Annotated in this window: 17 protein-coding genes; 13 read left to right on the top strand and 4 right to left on the bottom strand. The window is 56.3% G+C overall.

Going from position 1 to position 13963, the window contains the following annotated elements; all coding sequences use genetic code 11:
* Nucleotides 1–13 precede the first annotated feature (13 nt).
* Nucleotides 14–1426, bottom strand: coding sequence for a glucuronate isomerase (gene uxaC / locus FHC52_RS19940; RefSeq protein WP_126289574.1), 1413 nt, complete (start codon nucleotides 1424–1426; stop codon nucleotides 14–16).
* Nucleotides 1427–1900: 474 nt separating this feature from the next.
* Between uxaC and FHC52_RS19935 the strand changes: the two genes are divergently transcribed.
* The 11 genes from FHC52_RS19935 to FHC52_RS19885 all read left to right on the top strand — a co-directional run bounded on the left by FHC52_RS19935 (nucleotide 1901) and on the right by FHC52_RS19885 (nucleotide 9263).
* The gene (locus FHC52_RS19935) at nucleotides 1901–3199 is read left to right on the top strand and encodes an MFS transporter (protein ID WP_008503146.1); all 1299 of its coding nucleotides are present in this window, start codon (nucleotides 1901–1903) and stop codon (nucleotides 3197–3199) included.
* 180 nt (nucleotides 3200–3379) lie between these two features.
* Complete coding sequence (gene exuR, locus FHC52_RS19930; RefSeq protein ID WP_008503145.1) at nucleotides 3380–4156, top strand: transcriptional regulator ExuR; 777 nt, start codon at nucleotides 3380–3382, stop codon at nucleotides 4154–4156.
* 344 nt (nucleotides 4157–4500) lie between these two features.
* Nucleotides 4501–5163 (top strand): DedA family general envelope maintenance protein YqjA, encoded by a 663-nt coding sequence (gene yqjA, locus FHC52_RS19925; protein ID WP_008503144.1) that lies wholly within the window; start codon nucleotides 4501–4503, stop codon nucleotides 5161–5163.
* A gap of 2 nt (nucleotides 5164–5165) precedes the next feature.
* A complete protein-coding gene (gene mzrA / locus FHC52_RS19920; protein WP_008503143.1) occupies nucleotides 5166–5549 on the top strand; it encodes an EnvZ/OmpR regulon moderator MzrA in 384 nt (127 codons plus the stop codon).
* Between the two features lie 143 nt (nucleotides 5550–5692).
* Nucleotides 5693–6061, top strand: a complete 369-nt coding sequence (locus FHC52_RS19915) for a DUF1090 domain-containing protein (RefSeq protein ID WP_032675533.1) — start codon at nucleotides 5693–5695, stop codon at nucleotides 6059–6061.
* A gap of 29 nt (nucleotides 6062–6090) precedes the next feature.
* A complete protein-coding gene (locus FHC52_RS19910; RefSeq protein ID WP_008503141.1) occupies nucleotides 6091–6396 on the top strand; it encodes a YqjD family protein in 306 nt (101 codons plus the stop codon).
* A 1-nt stretch (nucleotide 6397) separates the two neighbouring features.
* Nucleotides 6398–6796, top strand: coding sequence for a phage holin family protein (locus FHC52_RS19905; RefSeq protein WP_014885329.1), 399 nt, complete (start codon nucleotides 6398–6400; stop codon nucleotides 6794–6796).
* Nucleotides 6793–7089 (top strand): YqjK-like family protein, encoded by a 297-nt coding sequence (locus FHC52_RS19900; RefSeq protein ID WP_008503139.1) that lies wholly within the window; start codon nucleotides 6793–6795, stop codon nucleotides 7087–7089. The genes FHC52_RS19905 and FHC52_RS19900 overlap by 4 nt, the downstream gene beginning before the upstream one ends.
* A 251-nt stretch (nucleotides 7090–7340) precedes the next feature.
* Nucleotides 7341–7733 carry a DoxX family protein gene (locus FHC52_RS19895; RefSeq protein ID WP_008503138.1) on the top strand — a complete coding sequence of 131 codons (393 nt, stop codon included), beginning with the start codon at nucleotides 7341–7343 and terminating at the stop codon, nucleotides 7731–7733.
* Between the two features lie 71 nt (nucleotides 7734–7804).
* Nucleotides 7805–8791, top strand: a complete 987-nt coding sequence (locus FHC52_RS19890; protein WP_023326148.1) for a glutathione S-transferase family protein — start codon at nucleotides 7805–7807, stop codon at nucleotides 8789–8791.
* Between the two features lie 106 nt (nucleotides 8792–8897).
* Complete coding sequence (locus tag FHC52_RS19885; protein WP_008503136.1) at nucleotides 8898–9263, top strand: DUF805 domain-containing protein; 366 nt, start codon at nucleotides 8898–8900, stop codon at nucleotides 9261–9263.
* A 41-nt stretch (nucleotides 9264–9304) separates the two neighbouring features.
* Here FHC52_RS19885 and yhaJ read toward each other — a convergent pair whose 3' ends face one another.
* Entirely contained in the window at nucleotides 9305–10207 is a 903-nt protein-coding gene (gene yhaJ / locus FHC52_RS19880; RefSeq protein ID WP_008503135.1) for a DNA-binding transcriptional regulator YhaJ, read from the bottom strand.
* A 104-nt stretch (nucleotides 10208–10311) separates the two neighbouring features.
* On the opposite strand from yhaJ, the gene FHC52_RS19875 reads away from it, so the two are divergent.
* A complete protein-coding gene (locus FHC52_RS19875; protein ID WP_008503134.1) occupies nucleotides 10312–11013 on the top strand; it encodes a pirin family protein in 702 nt (233 codons plus the stop codon).
* Between the two features lie 61 nt (nucleotides 11014–11074).
* On the opposite strand, the gene FHC52_RS19870 is transcribed toward FHC52_RS19875, so the two are convergent.
* Nucleotides 11075–12376 carry a serine dehydratase subunit alpha family protein gene (locus tag FHC52_RS19870; RefSeq protein WP_032675534.1) on the bottom strand — a complete coding sequence of 434 codons (1302 nt, stop codon included), beginning with the start codon at nucleotides 12374–12376 and terminating at the stop codon, nucleotides 11075–11077.
* Between the two features lie 20 nt (nucleotides 12377–12396).
* On the bottom strand, nucleotides 12397–13728 hold the full coding sequence (locus FHC52_RS19865) for an amino acid permease (protein WP_032675535.1): 1332 nt from the start codon (nucleotides 13726–13728) through the stop codon (nucleotides 12397–12399).
* Between the two features lie 177 nt (nucleotides 13729–13905).
* Here FHC52_RS19865 and FHC52_RS23085 point away from each other — a divergent pair.
* Nucleotides 13906–13963: IS1 family transposase (locus FHC52_RS23085; RefSeq protein ID WP_136697432.1), on the top strand; the 58-nt coding region annotated here is incomplete at its 3' end.

Below are 13963 nucleotides of genomic sequence, written 5' to 3'. Positions count from 1 at the left end.
ACCTCAAACGGCCCTAGTTCAGTTCAATGGCGAAGTAGTCACGCGCATTGTTAAAGCAGATGTTTTTCACCATGTCGCCCAGCAGATGGATATCCGCCGGCGCTTCGCCTGCGTGCACCCAGCGGCCAATCATCTGGCACAGAATGCGGCGGAAGTATTCATGACGGGTATAGGACAGGAAGCTGCGGCTGTCGGTCAGCATGCCGACAAAGCGGCTCAGCAGGCCAAGCTGCGCCAGCTGCGTCATCTGACGCTCCATGCCGTCCTTCTGATCGTTGAACCACCAGCCGGAACCGAACTGCATCTTGCCCGGCATCCCTTCGCCCTGGAAGTTGCCGATCATCGTGCCCAGCACTTCGTTATCGCGCGGGTTCAGGCAGTAGAGAATGGTTTTAGGCAGCAGGTTTTGTTCGTTCTGTTTGCTCAGCAGTTTTGACAGCTCTTCCGCCAGCGGACGGTCGTTGATCGAGTCAAAGCCCACGTCCGCACCCAGCAGTTTAAACTGGCGCTGGTTGTTATTGCGCAGCGCACCGATGTGGTACTGCTGTACCCAGCCGCGACGTGCATATTCGGCACCGAGGAACACCAGTACCGCCGTTTTGAACTGCGCCACTTCGTGCTCGCTAAGCGATTCACCGGAGAGGCGACGCGCCAGAATGCCGTCCAGCTCGGCCTCGTTTGATTCCGCAAACAGCACCACGTCCAGCGCGTGGTCAGAGACTTTACAGCCGTGCGCCGCGAAGTGATCCAGACGTTTGGTCAGCGCGGTTTGCAGATCGGCGAAACGACGGATGTCGGTATCGGACACTTCCGCCAGCTTCGCCATGTAGTCGTTGAACGTGGCCTGCTCAATGTTGAAGGCTTTGTCCGGGCGCCAGCTTGGCAGCACTTTGATATCAAAAGAGGTGTCTTTGGCGACAACGGCATGATGCTCCAGGGAGTCAATCGGATCGTCGGTGGTGCCGACCATCTTCACGTTCATCTGCTTCATGATGCCGCGCGCGGAGAAGTTCTCCTGCGCCAGGAGCGCATTGCACTGGTCCCAGATTTCATCGGCGGTCGTTGGGGAGAGCAGTTTGCCGGTGATGCCAAACGGGCGACGCAGCTCAAGGTGCGTCCAGTGATAGAGCGGGTTACCGATGGTGTGCGGGACGGTCGCCGCCCAGGCGTCAAACTTCTCGCGATCGGTCGCATCGCCGGTGCACAGGCGCTCAGCCACGCCGTTGGTGCGCATCGCACGCCATTTGTAATGGTCACCCTTCAGCCAGATGTCATACAGGTTTTTGAAACGGTAATTTTCGGCAACCTGCTGCGGCGGCAAATGGCAGTGGTAGTCGAAAATCGGCTGATCTTTTGCATAGTCGTGGTACAGGCGGCGAGCAAATTTGGTATCTAACAGAAAATCGTCGGTCATAAACGGCGTCATTATCGTCTTCCTCATTACGGGAGCGTCAGAAAGCGTATGTTCATATGCTGCAAAGTTATCACACCAATTTCCACCATCCGACGTTTTTTTCGTGAGTGAGATCAATAAACGCAGACAAATACATTACCCAAATTGGAGTAAATCCTTCTACAAGCCGCGCCAGTACTGGCTTGAAGCGACACGAATAATGTCCCCACAAAGAATCATACATTTGTGATGTCACTCACCTTTTAAAGCTGTATGACAAGTTATCTTTTCGCCGTCGCAAACTATAAGCCGACGGAATGCATTCCTGGTGTCAGTTACACCAGATTTAACGGTACGGAAACCGACTTATGCAGATGACTTTTGGCAAGGTTCGGGCCGTTCCGGGACATTTCCCGGTTACGCCCCTCCCGTTACTGAACGGCTCCCGGCAACGGTCGAGCGGTTACCGTGTCCCGGCACGGCAATACTATAACGATGAGGTTTTACATGCGTAAAATTAAAGGGTTACGTTGGTACATGATCGCACTGGTGACGTTAGGCACCGTGCTGGGCTACCTGACGCGTAACACCGTCGCAGCCGCAGCGCCGACGTTAATGGAAGAGCTGCATATCTCCACGCAGCAATACTCCTACATCATTGCTGCCTATTCCGCGGCGTACACCATCATGCAGCCTGTTGCAGGCTACGTGCTGGATATCCTCGGTACCAAAATCGGCTATGCCTTCTTCGCCATCGCCTGGGCGGTGTTCTGCGGAGCCACCGCGCTGGCGGGCAGCTGGGGCGGCCTGGCGCTGGCGCGCGGTGCGGTCGGTGCGGCAGAAGCCGCGATGATCCCGGCGGGACTGAAGGCCAGTTCCGAGTGGTTCCCGGCAAAAGAGCGCTCTATTGCTGTCGGCTACTTCAACGTGGGTTCGTCCATCGGGGCGATGATTGCGCCGCCGCTGGTGGTGTGGGCTATCGTGATGCACAGCTGGCAGATGGCTTTCATCATTTCCGGCGTGCTGAGCTTCGCCTGGGCAATCGCGTGGCTGGTTTTCTATAAGCACCCGCGCGATCAGAAAAAACTCTCCGAAGAAGAACGCGAGTACATCATTGGTGGTCAGGAAGCGCAGCATCAGACCAACAACGGCAAAAAAATGACCGTCTGGCAGATCCTTGGCACCCGTCAGTTCTGGGGTATCGCCCTGCCGCGTTTCCTGGCGGAACCGGCCTGGGGGACCTTCAACGCGTGGATCCCACTGTTCATGTTTAAAGTCTACGGCTTTAACCTGAAAGAGATCGCGATGTTCGCCTGGATGCCGATGCTGTTCGCTGACCTGGGCTGTATCGTGGGCGGCTACCTGCCACCGCTGTTCCAGCGCTGGTTTGGCGTGAACCTGATCGTTTCCCGTAAGATGGTGGTCACCATGGGCGCACTGCTGATGATTGGCCCGGGCATGATCGGCCTGTTCACCAGCCCGTACGTGGCCATCGCCCTGCTGTGCATCGGTGGTTTTGCGCACCAGTCCCTGTCCGGCGCGCTGATTACGCTCTCGTCTGACGTCTTCGGTCGCAACGAAGTGGCCACCGCCAACGGCCTGACCGGGATGGCCGCCTGGACCGCGAGTACGATGTTCGCGCTGGTCGTCGGCGCGCTGGCGGATACCATCGGCTTCAGCCCGCTGTTTGCGGTACTGGCGGTCTTCGACCTGCTGGGCGCGGTGGTGATCTGGACGGTGCTGAAAAGCAAATCGGCAGAGGAGCTGGCGAAAGAGTCCCTCGGGAAACCGGCCACGCAGAGTTAGCCTTGCTGTGCCGGGTGGCGCTACGCTTACCCGGCCTACAAAACCCGCAGGCCCGTGCAAGCGAAGCGTCGCCGGGCATTTAAAGGCCGCTCAGTAGCGGCTTTTTTAATGGCAAAATCTGGAGAGTGGCACGCAAAAGTGGTATAACAAATCATCTGCCGTACCCTGTCTGGAGCGCATATGGAAATCACCGAACCACGTCGTTTATATCAACAACTTGCTGCGGAGCTGAAAGATCGCATCGAGCAAGGGGTCTATCTTGTCGGTGATAAACTTCCCGCCGAGCGCTTTATCGCGGATGAAAAAAGCGTGAGCCGCACCGTGGTGCGTGAAGCGATTATCATGCTGGAAGTCGAAGGCTACGTTGAGGTACGCAAAGGCTCCGGCATTCACGTCATTTCCAATCTGCCTAAACACTCTCCCGTCGCGGACGAAAGTCTGGAATTCGCCAGCTATGGTCCGTTTGAGCTCCTCCAGGCTCGCCAGCTGATTGAAAGCAACATTGCCGAATTTGCGGCGACGCAGGTGACCAAGCAGGACATCATGAAGCTGATGGAAATCCAGGAGAATGCCCGCAAGGAAAAATGTTTCCGCGATTCTGAGTGGGATCTGCAGTTCCACGTCCAGGTCGCCCTGGCAACCCAGAATACGGCGCTGGCGGCAATCGTTGAGAAAATGTGGACTCAGCGCGTTCACAACCCGTACTGGAAAAAACTGCACGACCATATCGATTCCCGTACCGTCGACAACTGGTGTGACGATCACGATCAAATCCTTAAAGCGCTGATTCGTAAAGATCCGCACGCCGCTAAGCTGGCGATGTGGCAGCACCTGGAAAACACTAAGCAGATGCTGTTCAATGAAACCAGCGACGACTTCGAATTTAACGCTGACCGCTATCTTTTCGCCGATAATCCCGTTGTTCATCTCGATACGGTCCCCAGTGCCGCAAAATAGATGACCTTCCCGCTGGCAGGCGCTTCGCTGCGCCTTCCGGCGAACGTGGGTAAGCAAAACATATATAGTGTCAGCCTTTGTAAATCCCCTCGCTCACTTTCTGGGCTTACGCCAAAATCAACTCACGCCTGCAAATTCTGTGACGCAGAACGTTGGGCTTTGTTACAATTGGATTCACTTCGTTATTTTGTAAGTTAGTGCTTGCTAACCAGCCAATTAACAGGGAACAGTGTTGGCCACACCGCAATGTGTCCGCGAGCGACCATAATGAAATCACAACCATGTCGCCGTGCTGTTTGTCCCGGATAACAGGCATGACGTTAACCGATTTCCAGGAACACTGAATGGAACTTTTGACCCAACTACTGCATGCCCTCTGGGCGCAGGATTTTGAAACGCTGGCCAACCCTTCCATGATTGGCATGCTCTATTTCGTCTTGTTTATGATCCTGTTCCTTGAGAACGGCTTGCTGCCTGCTGCTTTCCTGCCCGGTGACAGTTTACTGGTGCTTGTCGGCGTGCTGTGCGCCAAAGGGGCGATGGCATTCCCGCAAACTATTTTGTTACTGACCGTCGCCGCGAGTCTCGGCTGCTGGGTCAGCTACATCCAGGGAAGATGGCTGGGCAATACCCGGATCGTCCAGAACTGGCTCTCGCACCTGCCTGCACATTATCACCAGCGGGCGCACCACCTTTTCCATAAGCACGGGCTTTCTGCGCTGCTGATTGGCCGCTTTATCGCCTTTGTACGCACCCTGTTGCCGACCATTGCCGGTCTGTCGGGGCTGAGCAGCGCGCGCTTCCAGTTCTTTAACTGGATGAGCGGCCTGCTGTGGGTACTGATTCTGACGACGCTCGGCTATGCGTTGGGGAAAACGCCAGTCTTTATGAAATATGAAGACCAGCTGATGTCCTGCCTGATGCTGCTGCCTGTGGTGCTGCTCGTCTTCGGTCTGATCGGCTCGCTGGTCGTCCTGTGGAAAAAGAAATACGGAGCCAGAGGCTAACGATGGCTATCTCACCGCTCGCCCTGCGCCGTTTTGCCTGCGCCGTGATGACACTGGTGGTGCTCAGCGCCATGCTGCTGGCATGGAGCGCGCTTTCGCACCAGGAATCCACGCTAGCCATTCGCCCGGTGAACCAGGGTGCCAGCGTGCCTGACGGTTTTTCTGTCTGGCACCATCTGGACGCGAACGGGATCCGCTTTAAAAGCATCACCCCGCAGGACGATGTTTTACTGATCAAATTTGATTCCCGTGCGCAAAGTGCCGCCGCAAAAGTGGTTCTCGACCGTACGCTGCCGCACGGGTATATCATCGCTCAGCAGGAAGATGACAGCCAGCCTGCTGCCTGGCTGTCGCTGATTCGCGATACGTCGCATCGGTTTGGATAATTACCAGGATTCCGAATCTTTTCACTCACTTTGGTGAATCCCCCGTTTACTTACTATGCTTAAGTACGCGGAGCACCCCTCGAATGTACTCCGCATAACTTTGGATAGCGGCTTACGCCGCAACACAATGGAAGGTTTCGATAATGAAATTCCGCATGACTCTGGCTCTGGCCCTTTTTTCTTTAAGCACAGCATCCTTCGCAAATTCTCTCTGTCAGGAGAAAGAACAGGATATTCAGCGTGAGATCGGTTATGCCGAAAAGCATAACAATCAGCACCGTGTTGATGGTCTTAAAAAAGCGCTGAGCGAAGTGAAAGCGAACTGTTCAGACAGCAAGCTGCGTGCCGACCACCAGAAGAAAATCGCTGAACAGAAGGACGAGATAGCCGAGCGCCGTCGCGACCTGCAGGAAGCGAAAGAGAAAGGGGATGCGGAAAAAATTGCTAAGCGCGAGAATAAGTTGAAAGAAGCGCAGGACGACCTGAAAGCGCTGGAAGCTCGCGATTATTGAGTTAACGGAAATCTCAACAGGAGAGAATCATGTCAAAAGATACGACGTCTGAACATCTGCGCGCTGAACTGAAATCCCTGGCCGATACCCTGGAAGAGGTGCTGAACTCCTCTGCTGACAAGTCAAAAGAAGAGGTCAGCAAGCTGCGCAGCAAGGCGGAGCAGGCGCTGAAAGAGAGCCGCTATCGCCTGGGTGAAACCGGCGATGCGCTGGCAAAACAGACCCGCGAAGCGGCCGCGCGTGCGGACGAATATGTGCGTGATAATCCATGGACGGGTGTCGGGATTGGTGCCGCAGTCGGTGTGGTACTGGGTGTCCTGCTGACGCGTCGTTGATATGGAAGATCCTCGTCACGCACAAGGGCCTGCTAACAACGTCCTCGGCATCGGCCAGCGTATTTTGACGACGCTGGTCGGGATTGCCGAAACGCGCGTCCGGCTGGCAGTGGTCGAACTGGAGGAGGAGAAAGCGAACCTCTTCCAGATGCTGCTGATGCTTGGACTGACCATGCTCTTCGCCGCGTTTGGTCTGATGAGCCTGATGGTGTTAATCATCTGGGCCATTGACCCGCAGTACCGTCTTAACGCCATGATTGCCACGACCGTCGTTCTGCTGGTCGCGGCGCTGATTGGCGGCATATGGACGCTGCGTAAAGCGCGTAAGTCCACGTTCCTGCGCCATACGCGTCAGGAGCTGGCTAACGATCGCGCCCTGCTGGAGGATGACAAGCCGTGAGCGGTAAAGCCGAACGTCAAAAGCGAAAAGCGTACCTGCTAAGCCAGATCCAGCAGCAACGGCTGGATCTGTCGGCCAGCCGTCGCGACTGGATTGACGCGACGCGACGGTTTGACCGGGGCTGGAACACCTTCCTGAGCCTGCGTTCATGGGCGCTGGTCGGCAGCAGCGTGATGGCTATCTGGACGGTTCGTCATCCAAATATGCTCATCCGCTGGGCGCGCCGGGGTTTTGGTGCCTGGAGCGCCTGGCGTCTGGTGAAAGCCACGATCCGTCAGCAGCAATTACGCTAGCCTTCTCGCCGGGTGGCGGCTACGCCTTACCCGGCCTACTCGCACGCGTAGGCCGGGTAAGCGCAGCGCCACCCGGCAAAACCCTCCCCCTCCCTTACTCAATATCTTTGAAGAAGATTGACAGTTTTCCTTGCTAACAATCGCCCACCGTCACGTTTATGATGCTCTCCATCGACAGCAACGACGCGGTATCTACCCGGAATTGCAGACAAATAACGTTCAGCCGCTGATGTGGTTTCCTGGAGAGTAAAATGAAAAAATTAGAAGATGTTGGTGTACTGGTCGCGCGTATTCTGATGCCAATTCTGTTCATCGTGGCAGGTTGGGGCAAAATCACCGGTTATGCGGGTACCCAGCAGTATATGGAAGCCATGGGCGTTCCGGGGTTCCTGTTGCCACTGACCATTCTTCTTGAGTTCGGCGGCGGCCTGGCAGTGCTGTTCGGCTTCCTGACCCGCACCACCGCGCTGTTTACCGCAGGCTTCACCCTGCTGACCGCGTTCATCTTCCACAGCAACTTTGCGGAAGGCGTGAACTCACTGATGTTCATGAAAAACCTGACCATCGCGGGTGGCTTCCTGCTGCTGGCCGTCACTGGCCCGGGCGCATACAGCATCGACCGTCTTCTGAATAAGAAATGGTAAGCACGCTATACTGAATAAACACAAAGCGAGGAGACATCTCCTCGCTTTTGCTATCTGACGGAGGAGAAAAAATGGGACAACTCGTAGACGGCGTCTGGCAGGATGTCTGGTATGACACCAAATCCACCGGAGGTCGCTTTAAGCGCTCTGTTTCGGCCTTCCGTAACTGGCTGACCGCCGACGGCGCACCAGGCCCGAGCGGCGAAGGCGGCTTCGCGGCTGAGAAAGATCGTTATCATCTTTATGTTTCCCTCGCCTGCCCGTGGGCCCACCGCACGCTGATCGTGCGCAAGCTTAAAGGTCTCGAATCCTTCATTCCGGTTTCCGTGGTCAACCCGCTGATGCTGGAAAATGGCTGGACGTTTGACAGTGATTTCCCTGCGGCAACCGGCGACGATCTTTATCACCACGATTTCCTGTACCAGCTCTATCTGCGCGCCGATCCGCACTACACCGGGCGCGTGACCGTGCCGGTGCTGTGGGACAAGAAAAACCAGACGATTGTCAGCAATGAGTCTGCGGAAATCATCCGCATGTTCAATACCGCGTTTGACGCGCACGGCGCCCGTGCCGGAGATTACTATCCGGTGGAGCTGCGCGAGAAAATTGATGAGCTGAACGGCTGGATTTACGACAACGTCAACAACGGTGTCTATAAGGCCGGTTTCGCCACCAGCCAGGAAGCGTATGACGAAGCGGTCGGAAAGGTGTTTGAATCGCTGGAACGCCTGGAACAGATCCTGGGCCAGCATCGCTACCTGACGGGCGATCGCCTGACGGAAGCGGACATTCGCCTGTGGACCACGCTGGTTCGCTTTGATCCGGTCTATGTCACCCACTTTAAGTGCGACAAGCACCGCATCAGCGATTACCTGAACCTGCATGGTTTCCTGCGCGACATCTACCAGATGCCGGGCATCGCGGAGACGGTCGACTTCGACCATATTCGCACCCACTATTTCCGCAGCCACAAGACCATCAACCCGACGGGTATTATCTCCATCGGTCCGTGGCAGGATTTGGATGAACCGCACGGGCGCGACGTCCGTTTTGGATAAATAGTAAGGGCATCACCAGATGCCCTTTTTTAATTCACAATCTCCATCTATTCTTACCTCGATCGCTTAGGAAACAAGTGATTGACTGACTAATGAGGCAAGGAAAATGGACTGGTATTTAAAAGTACTGCGCAACTACATTGGATTTGGTGGCCGCGCCCGCCGCAAAGAGTACTGGATGTTCGTTCTGGTGAACTTCATCCTCATCATGGTGCTGGGTATTGTGGATAAAATTCTTGGCTGGGAGCGGGCTGGCGGTGAGGGCGTGCTGACCACCATTTATGGCCTGTTAGTCCTGCTGCCATCGTGGGCGGTATTGTTCCGTCGGCTGCACGACACCGATCGTTCGGCGTGGTGGTTATTGCTGCTGTTGATCCCGATCGTGGGCTGGATCGTGATTCTTATCTTCAACTGCCAGAGCGGCACCCCAGGTGAAAACCGCTTTGGTCCGGATCCTAAGATCGTCGCGTAAATTACTGCCCGGTGGCGCTTACGCTTACCGGGCCTACTCGTTTATTTATTGTGGTGGGCGAAGAGTTTGGGTATTTCGCGCAGGCACCATGATTTGGCTTCGCCCATGCTGTCGCGACGCCACGCCATAATGATATCCACTTCGCTGGTGTACTCCGGACTCACGACCCGCAGCCGCCCTTCCGCAATATCTTTCTCCACAAACGGGTACGGCATCGTCGCCACGCCCAGACCGGCCAGCAGCGCCTGCCGTTTGTCTTCCAGTGAGGTCACCGTCAGACGTGGCTGCTTATCCAGCAGCTGCACCGTCAGCACCGGACGCTCGCGCGCGGTATCCGCGACCGCCACGCCGCGATATTTCACGCGCGTCACTTCAGAGAGCGGCTCCGGCTCCTGGTGAATCGGATGGTTGGGGGCGGCAACGTAGACGTTCATGACGCTGTAGAGCTTGCGCGAGTTGATTTCCGATGAGGAACGGAAGTGCATGTCCGGCGCAATAACGATATCCGCCCTGCCCGTCTCCAGACGTTCCCACGCCCCTGCCAGCACCTCGGTGATGATCGACAGCTGCGTATTGGCCTTCGCCGCCAGGCGGTCCACCAGTGGAAACAGCGCTTCGGTCGGCACCAGCGCTTCGGTCACGAGCGTCAGATGGGTTTCCCAGCCGCGCGCCAGCGCTTCGGCGTCGGTCGTCAGCTTATCCGCCGCTTCCAGCAGCACGCGGCCGCGCTCCAGCAGCATTCGGCCGACATTGGTGAATTTTGTTCGATGACCGGAGCGGTCAAACAGCACCACGTCCAGCTCTTCCTCCAGCTTCTGCATGGTGTAGCTCAGCGCAGACGGAACGCGTCCCAGTTCATCGGCCGCCGCCGCAAAACTGCCGCGCCGGTCAATCGCGTCCATGACGCGAAGCGCCTCAAGCGTCAATGCTCTCTCTTTAGCCATCTCGTTCTCATTCAGGAAATTTGAACATACCAGGCAGAATATCTGGCTAACAATGAAGCGTCCATACCTTTACCATTGTTTTAGTGTAAAGAGAGGTCAAGTTTATGATTACGACAAGAACAGCTAAACAGTGCGGACAAGCCGATTTCGGTTGGCTGCAGGCCCGCTACACCTTTTCCTTTGGACACTACTTTGACCCTAAACTCCTCGGTTACGCTTCACTGCGCGTGTTGAACCAGGAAGTGCTCGCCCCGGGCGCCTCCTTCCAGCCGCGTACGTACCCGAAAGTCGATATCCTGAACCTGATCCTGGAAGGCGAGGCAGAATACCGCGATAGCGAGGGCAATCATGTCCAGGCAAAGGCTGGCGAAGCGCTGTTAATTTCCACGCAGCCGGGCATCAGCTACAGCGAGCATAACCTCAGCAAAGACAAAACGCTGACCCGCATGCAGCTGTGGCTCGACGCCTGCCCTGAGCGGGAAAATCCGCTGGTACAGAAGTTAGATTTAACGGGCGATAAGCAACAGCTGATTGCATCCCCTGATGGCAGTAAAGAGAGCCTGCAGCTGCGTCAGCAGGTGTGGCTGCACCATATCGAGCTGAAGAAAGGTGAGCAGGCAAGCTTCCAGCTTCACGGCCCGCGCGCCTATCTGCAGTCGATTCACGGTACGGTGCATGCGGTGACGCACGCGGAAGAGAAAGAAGCGCTCACCTGCGGCGACGGCGCGTTTATTCGTGATGAAGCGAATATTACCCTGGTGGCGGATACGCCGCTGCGCGCGCTGTTGATTGATTTGCCGGTTTAAAGAACGCCCTCACCCTAACCCTCTCCCACAGGGAGAGGGAACCGATAGAGCCCTGAACTCGCTACACCTTACTCGCCATGATCTCAATAATCTGCCGGTCCGTGGCCTGCATCGAGCGGCACGCCAGCGCGCACAGGTTCGCGATCGACTGCTCCACATCGTGCGCGACAATCCCCTCGTTGCCCGTCACGCCCGACTCATCCAGCGCCATCATCACCGCTTTCCAGGCGCTACTGACGCTGGTGGAGACCTTCATGGCGCAGCTGTTTGACGCCCCGTCGCAGATCATCCCGCTGACGTCACCGATCATACTGCCGATCGCCATCGCGATGGTCTGGTAACGGCCACCCATCAGCCACGCCATGCCCGCCGCAGCGCCCATCGCCGCCGTTGTCGCCGCACACAGTGCGGACAGGCGCGGAAGCTGATAATGGATATAGATCGCCGACAGATGCGACAGCATCAGCGCCCGCGCCAGCCGTTCGTCACCGGCCTGAAGGTGCTCAGCCACAACAACGACGGGCATGGTGGCGGTGATCCCCTGGTTACCGGAGCCCGAATTGCTCATCGCCGGCAGCGTTGCGCCCCCCATCCGGGCATCCGAGGCGGCGCTGGTGCGAATAACAATGTCTGAACCCAGATCCTGCGCCAGCCATCCGCGCGAGCGCTGCTTCTCAAGCGTTGCGCCAATATGCAGCCCCCACTTCCCGCGGAGCCCTTCGCGGGAGAGCGCATCGTTCAGTTGCCCTGCTTCCAGGATGAAGCGAATGGCCTCAAACGGCACCTGCTCGACAAATTCCAGGATCTGCGACAGCGTAGCGTGTGACAGTACCGCCAGCGGGTCGTCATCCACCTCGGTCACGGGCTTATCCAGCGTAAAGCGCGTTTCCTCCTGGCAAACCACTTCCACCACCCGGGTATGCCCGCCCGCGATGGTCACCATTGCCGAGAGATCCCCGGCATAAACGCAGGCGCGGGAATAGAGGATCTCATCGCAGGGCTCCTGCAGTTTTACCTGCACTTGCCCTGCCTCAAGCAGGGCTTTGGCGCGGACCAGTGCATCGGCTGTGGCATTTTTCAACACCTCCAGTCCGGCGTGCGCGTTACCGCCAATCGCGCCCAGCGCCGCCGCAATCGGTAATCCGACCATGCCGGTACCCGGCACCGTTACGCCCAGCCCGTTTTTCATCAGGTTCGGCGAGACCCACGCCTCAATCCGTGTGACCTCCCCCGGCAGGAGGTCTGCGGCAATCGCACAGGCCAGTGCCAGAGAGACGGGCTCGGTGCACCCAAGGGCAGGCTTCACTTCTTCCTGCACCGCGCGAATAAATTGATTCCATAAAGGATGAGTTTGCTCAGACATCGTTACGACCTTAATGACCCTCAGGAGAATGCGAGGAAAGGAGAAACACAAAGCAGCAGTCCGGTGATGACAATAATCACCAGCGATACGCCTTTATATTTATGCAGCGCCGGTACCTTGTAGACCAGCCATGCCGGGATCAGACAGCCCACCATGCCGAAGATGGGGCTGCAAATGGAGGTGAAGCTCAACACCGGCGCGTTCAGGACTATCGCGCTCCAGGCCAGCAGAATGGCGAACAGCATAATCCCGCGCTGGACGGCGTTTTCATTGATTCTTTCTGCCGGCATTTTGCGGCGCAGGATGTTCATGACGATACCCTGCGTGGCCTCGCGGAAGCCGAGGTAGACGCCGAAGAACGCGGTCATCACGGCGAAGATATTGAGGATCACGCTGACGATTTTGACCCAACCCGCGCCGTCGCCGCTGATAAACTGCGCCGCAATCGCCAGGGCAGAGATATTCTGCTCGTAGGCTTTGACCGCCTCATCGTGCCCCATCGCCAGGGTGAAAGAGACGGCATAGAAGAAGACCGTCACAAACAGGACGCCAAAAGCAATGTTCATCGCCCGCAGCGCCTTATGACGCGCCACCTCCACCGATTTTTCACGCGAGCGGTAAGAGATCACCATCGGGCTCAGGGTCTGAATAAAGAGAATGGAGGTTAAGGTAAAGGGCAGCGTAATGATGGCGTTTTTAATCAGCAGCCCCAGCGGCGGCAGCATGCCCACGTTGGCTAAATGCCAGAGGCCGATCATTGACAGCCCCAGCGCCGCAACGACAAACAGCTTGGTAAGCACCATCAGGCTTGAAACTTTAAACAACAGCTTTTCACCGCGTGAAGAAATCGCGACCAGAATGCAAATCAGGAATAAACCGTAGAACGGATTTTCCGAGAGCAAACCGTCGGTCACGCCGAAGGTGTGCAAATACGAGGCGCTGTCGTTGGTAATGGCCGTGGAATAGACAAACATCCAGATCACCAGCATCACGAAATAGAGCGCACCTAATAAAATCCCCCAGTTCTTACCCAAATACCCGCTAATTACGCTCGGGTAGTCTTTGCATTCCGGGGATTCTGCCAGCGTGTTAATAAACAACCGTTGGAATAAATACATGGCGGGATAACCAATAATGGACGAGAGCAAAAAGACCCACAGCCCCATTAATCCGACTTGTACCGGGAGAAAAACAATCCCCGCGCCAATAGCCATTCCGATACTCATGATGACCCAACCCGTGTCGGTGCTGTCGAATTTGATCGCCTCTCGCCACTCGCTTTCACTCATTCCCGCCCGCCTTGCCGCGGGGGAATCATTCACAATGACACTGCTGTTTGTTGCCGTATCCATGGGGCACTCGCTTATTTTGTAGGGTAAACAGTTGTTTTTATAAGGTTCCGATCGCCAGCGATGGCGATTCAGATGGCAGCAGGTGCTTGTTATTGATGTGAGAAAATATTAACCGGAGCGAGGGTAATGGTGCCAACTTACTGATTTAGTGTATGATGGTGTTTTTGAGGTGCTCCAGTGGCTTCTGTTTCTATCAGCTGTCCCTCCTGTTCAGCTACTGAAGGCGTGGTGCGTA

The sequence above is a fragment of the Enterobacter sp. EC_64 genome (genome assembly GCF_019584165.1).
In the GTDB taxonomy this organism is placed as follows: Bacteria; Pseudomonadota; Gammaproteobacteria; order Enterobacterales; family Enterobacteriaceae; genus Enterobacter; species Enterobacter roggenkampii.
The sequence above is the reverse complement of the archived record's forward strand: the minus strand, read 5'-3'. Positions and strand labels throughout refer to the sequence as shown.

Excerpts from the sequence above, each read along its gene's own strand:
- yhaJ (WP_008503135.1), bottom strand. The coding sequence starts at position 10,207 with ATGGCTAAAGAGAGAGCATTGACGCTTGAGGCGCTTCGCGTCATGGAC.
- FHC52_RS19935 (WP_008503146.1), top strand. The coding sequence starts at position 1,901 with ATGCGTAAAATTAAAGGGTTACGTTGGTACATGATCGCACTGGTGACG.
- FHC52_RS19885 (WP_008503136.1), top strand. The coding sequence starts at position 8,898 with ATGGACTGGTATTTAAAAGTACTGCGCAACTACATTGGATTTGGTGGC.
- FHC52_RS19910 (WP_008503141.1), top strand. The coding sequence starts at position 6,091 with ATGTCAAAAGATACGACGTCTGAACATCTGCGCGCTGAACTGAAATCC.
- exuR (WP_008503145.1), top strand. The coding sequence starts at position 3,380 with ATGGAAATCACCGAACCACGTCGTTTATATCAACAACTTGCTGCGGAG.
- FHC52_RS19875 (WP_008503134.1), top strand. The coding sequence starts at position 10,312 with ATGATTACGACAAGAACAGCTAAACAGTGCGGACAAGCCGATTTCGGT.
- FHC52_RS19865 (WP_032675535.1), bottom strand. The coding sequence starts at position 13,728 with ATGGATACGGCAACAAACAGCAGTGTCATTGTGAATGATTCCCCCGCG.
- yqjA (WP_008503144.1), top strand. The coding sequence starts at position 4,501 with ATGGAACTTTTGACCCAACTACTGCATGCCCTCTGGGCGCAGGATTTT.
- FHC52_RS19915 (WP_032675533.1), top strand. The coding sequence starts at position 5,693 with ATGAAATTCCGCATGACTCTGGCTCTGGCCCTTTTTTCTTTAAGCACA.
- FHC52_RS19895 (WP_008503138.1), top strand. The coding sequence starts at position 7,341 with ATGAAAAAATTAGAAGATGTTGGTGTACTGGTCGCGCGTATTCTGATG.
- FHC52_RS19870 (WP_032675534.1), bottom strand. The coding sequence starts at position 12,376 with ATGTCTGAGCAAACTCATCCTTTATGGAATCAATTTATTCGCGCGGTG.
- FHC52_RS19905 (WP_014885329.1), top strand. The coding sequence starts at position 6,398 with ATGGAAGATCCTCGTCACGCACAAGGGCCTGCTAACAACGTCCTCGGC.
- FHC52_RS19890 (WP_023326148.1), top strand. The coding sequence starts at position 7,805 with ATGGGACAACTCGTAGACGGCGTCTGGCAGGATGTCTGGTATGACACC.
- mzrA (WP_008503143.1), top strand. The coding sequence starts at position 5,166 with ATGGCTATCTCACCGCTCGCCCTGCGCCGTTTTGCCTGCGCCGTGATG.
- uxaC (WP_126289574.1), bottom strand. The coding sequence starts at position 1,426 with ATGACGCCGTTTATGACCGACGATTTTCTGTTAGATACCAAATTTGCT.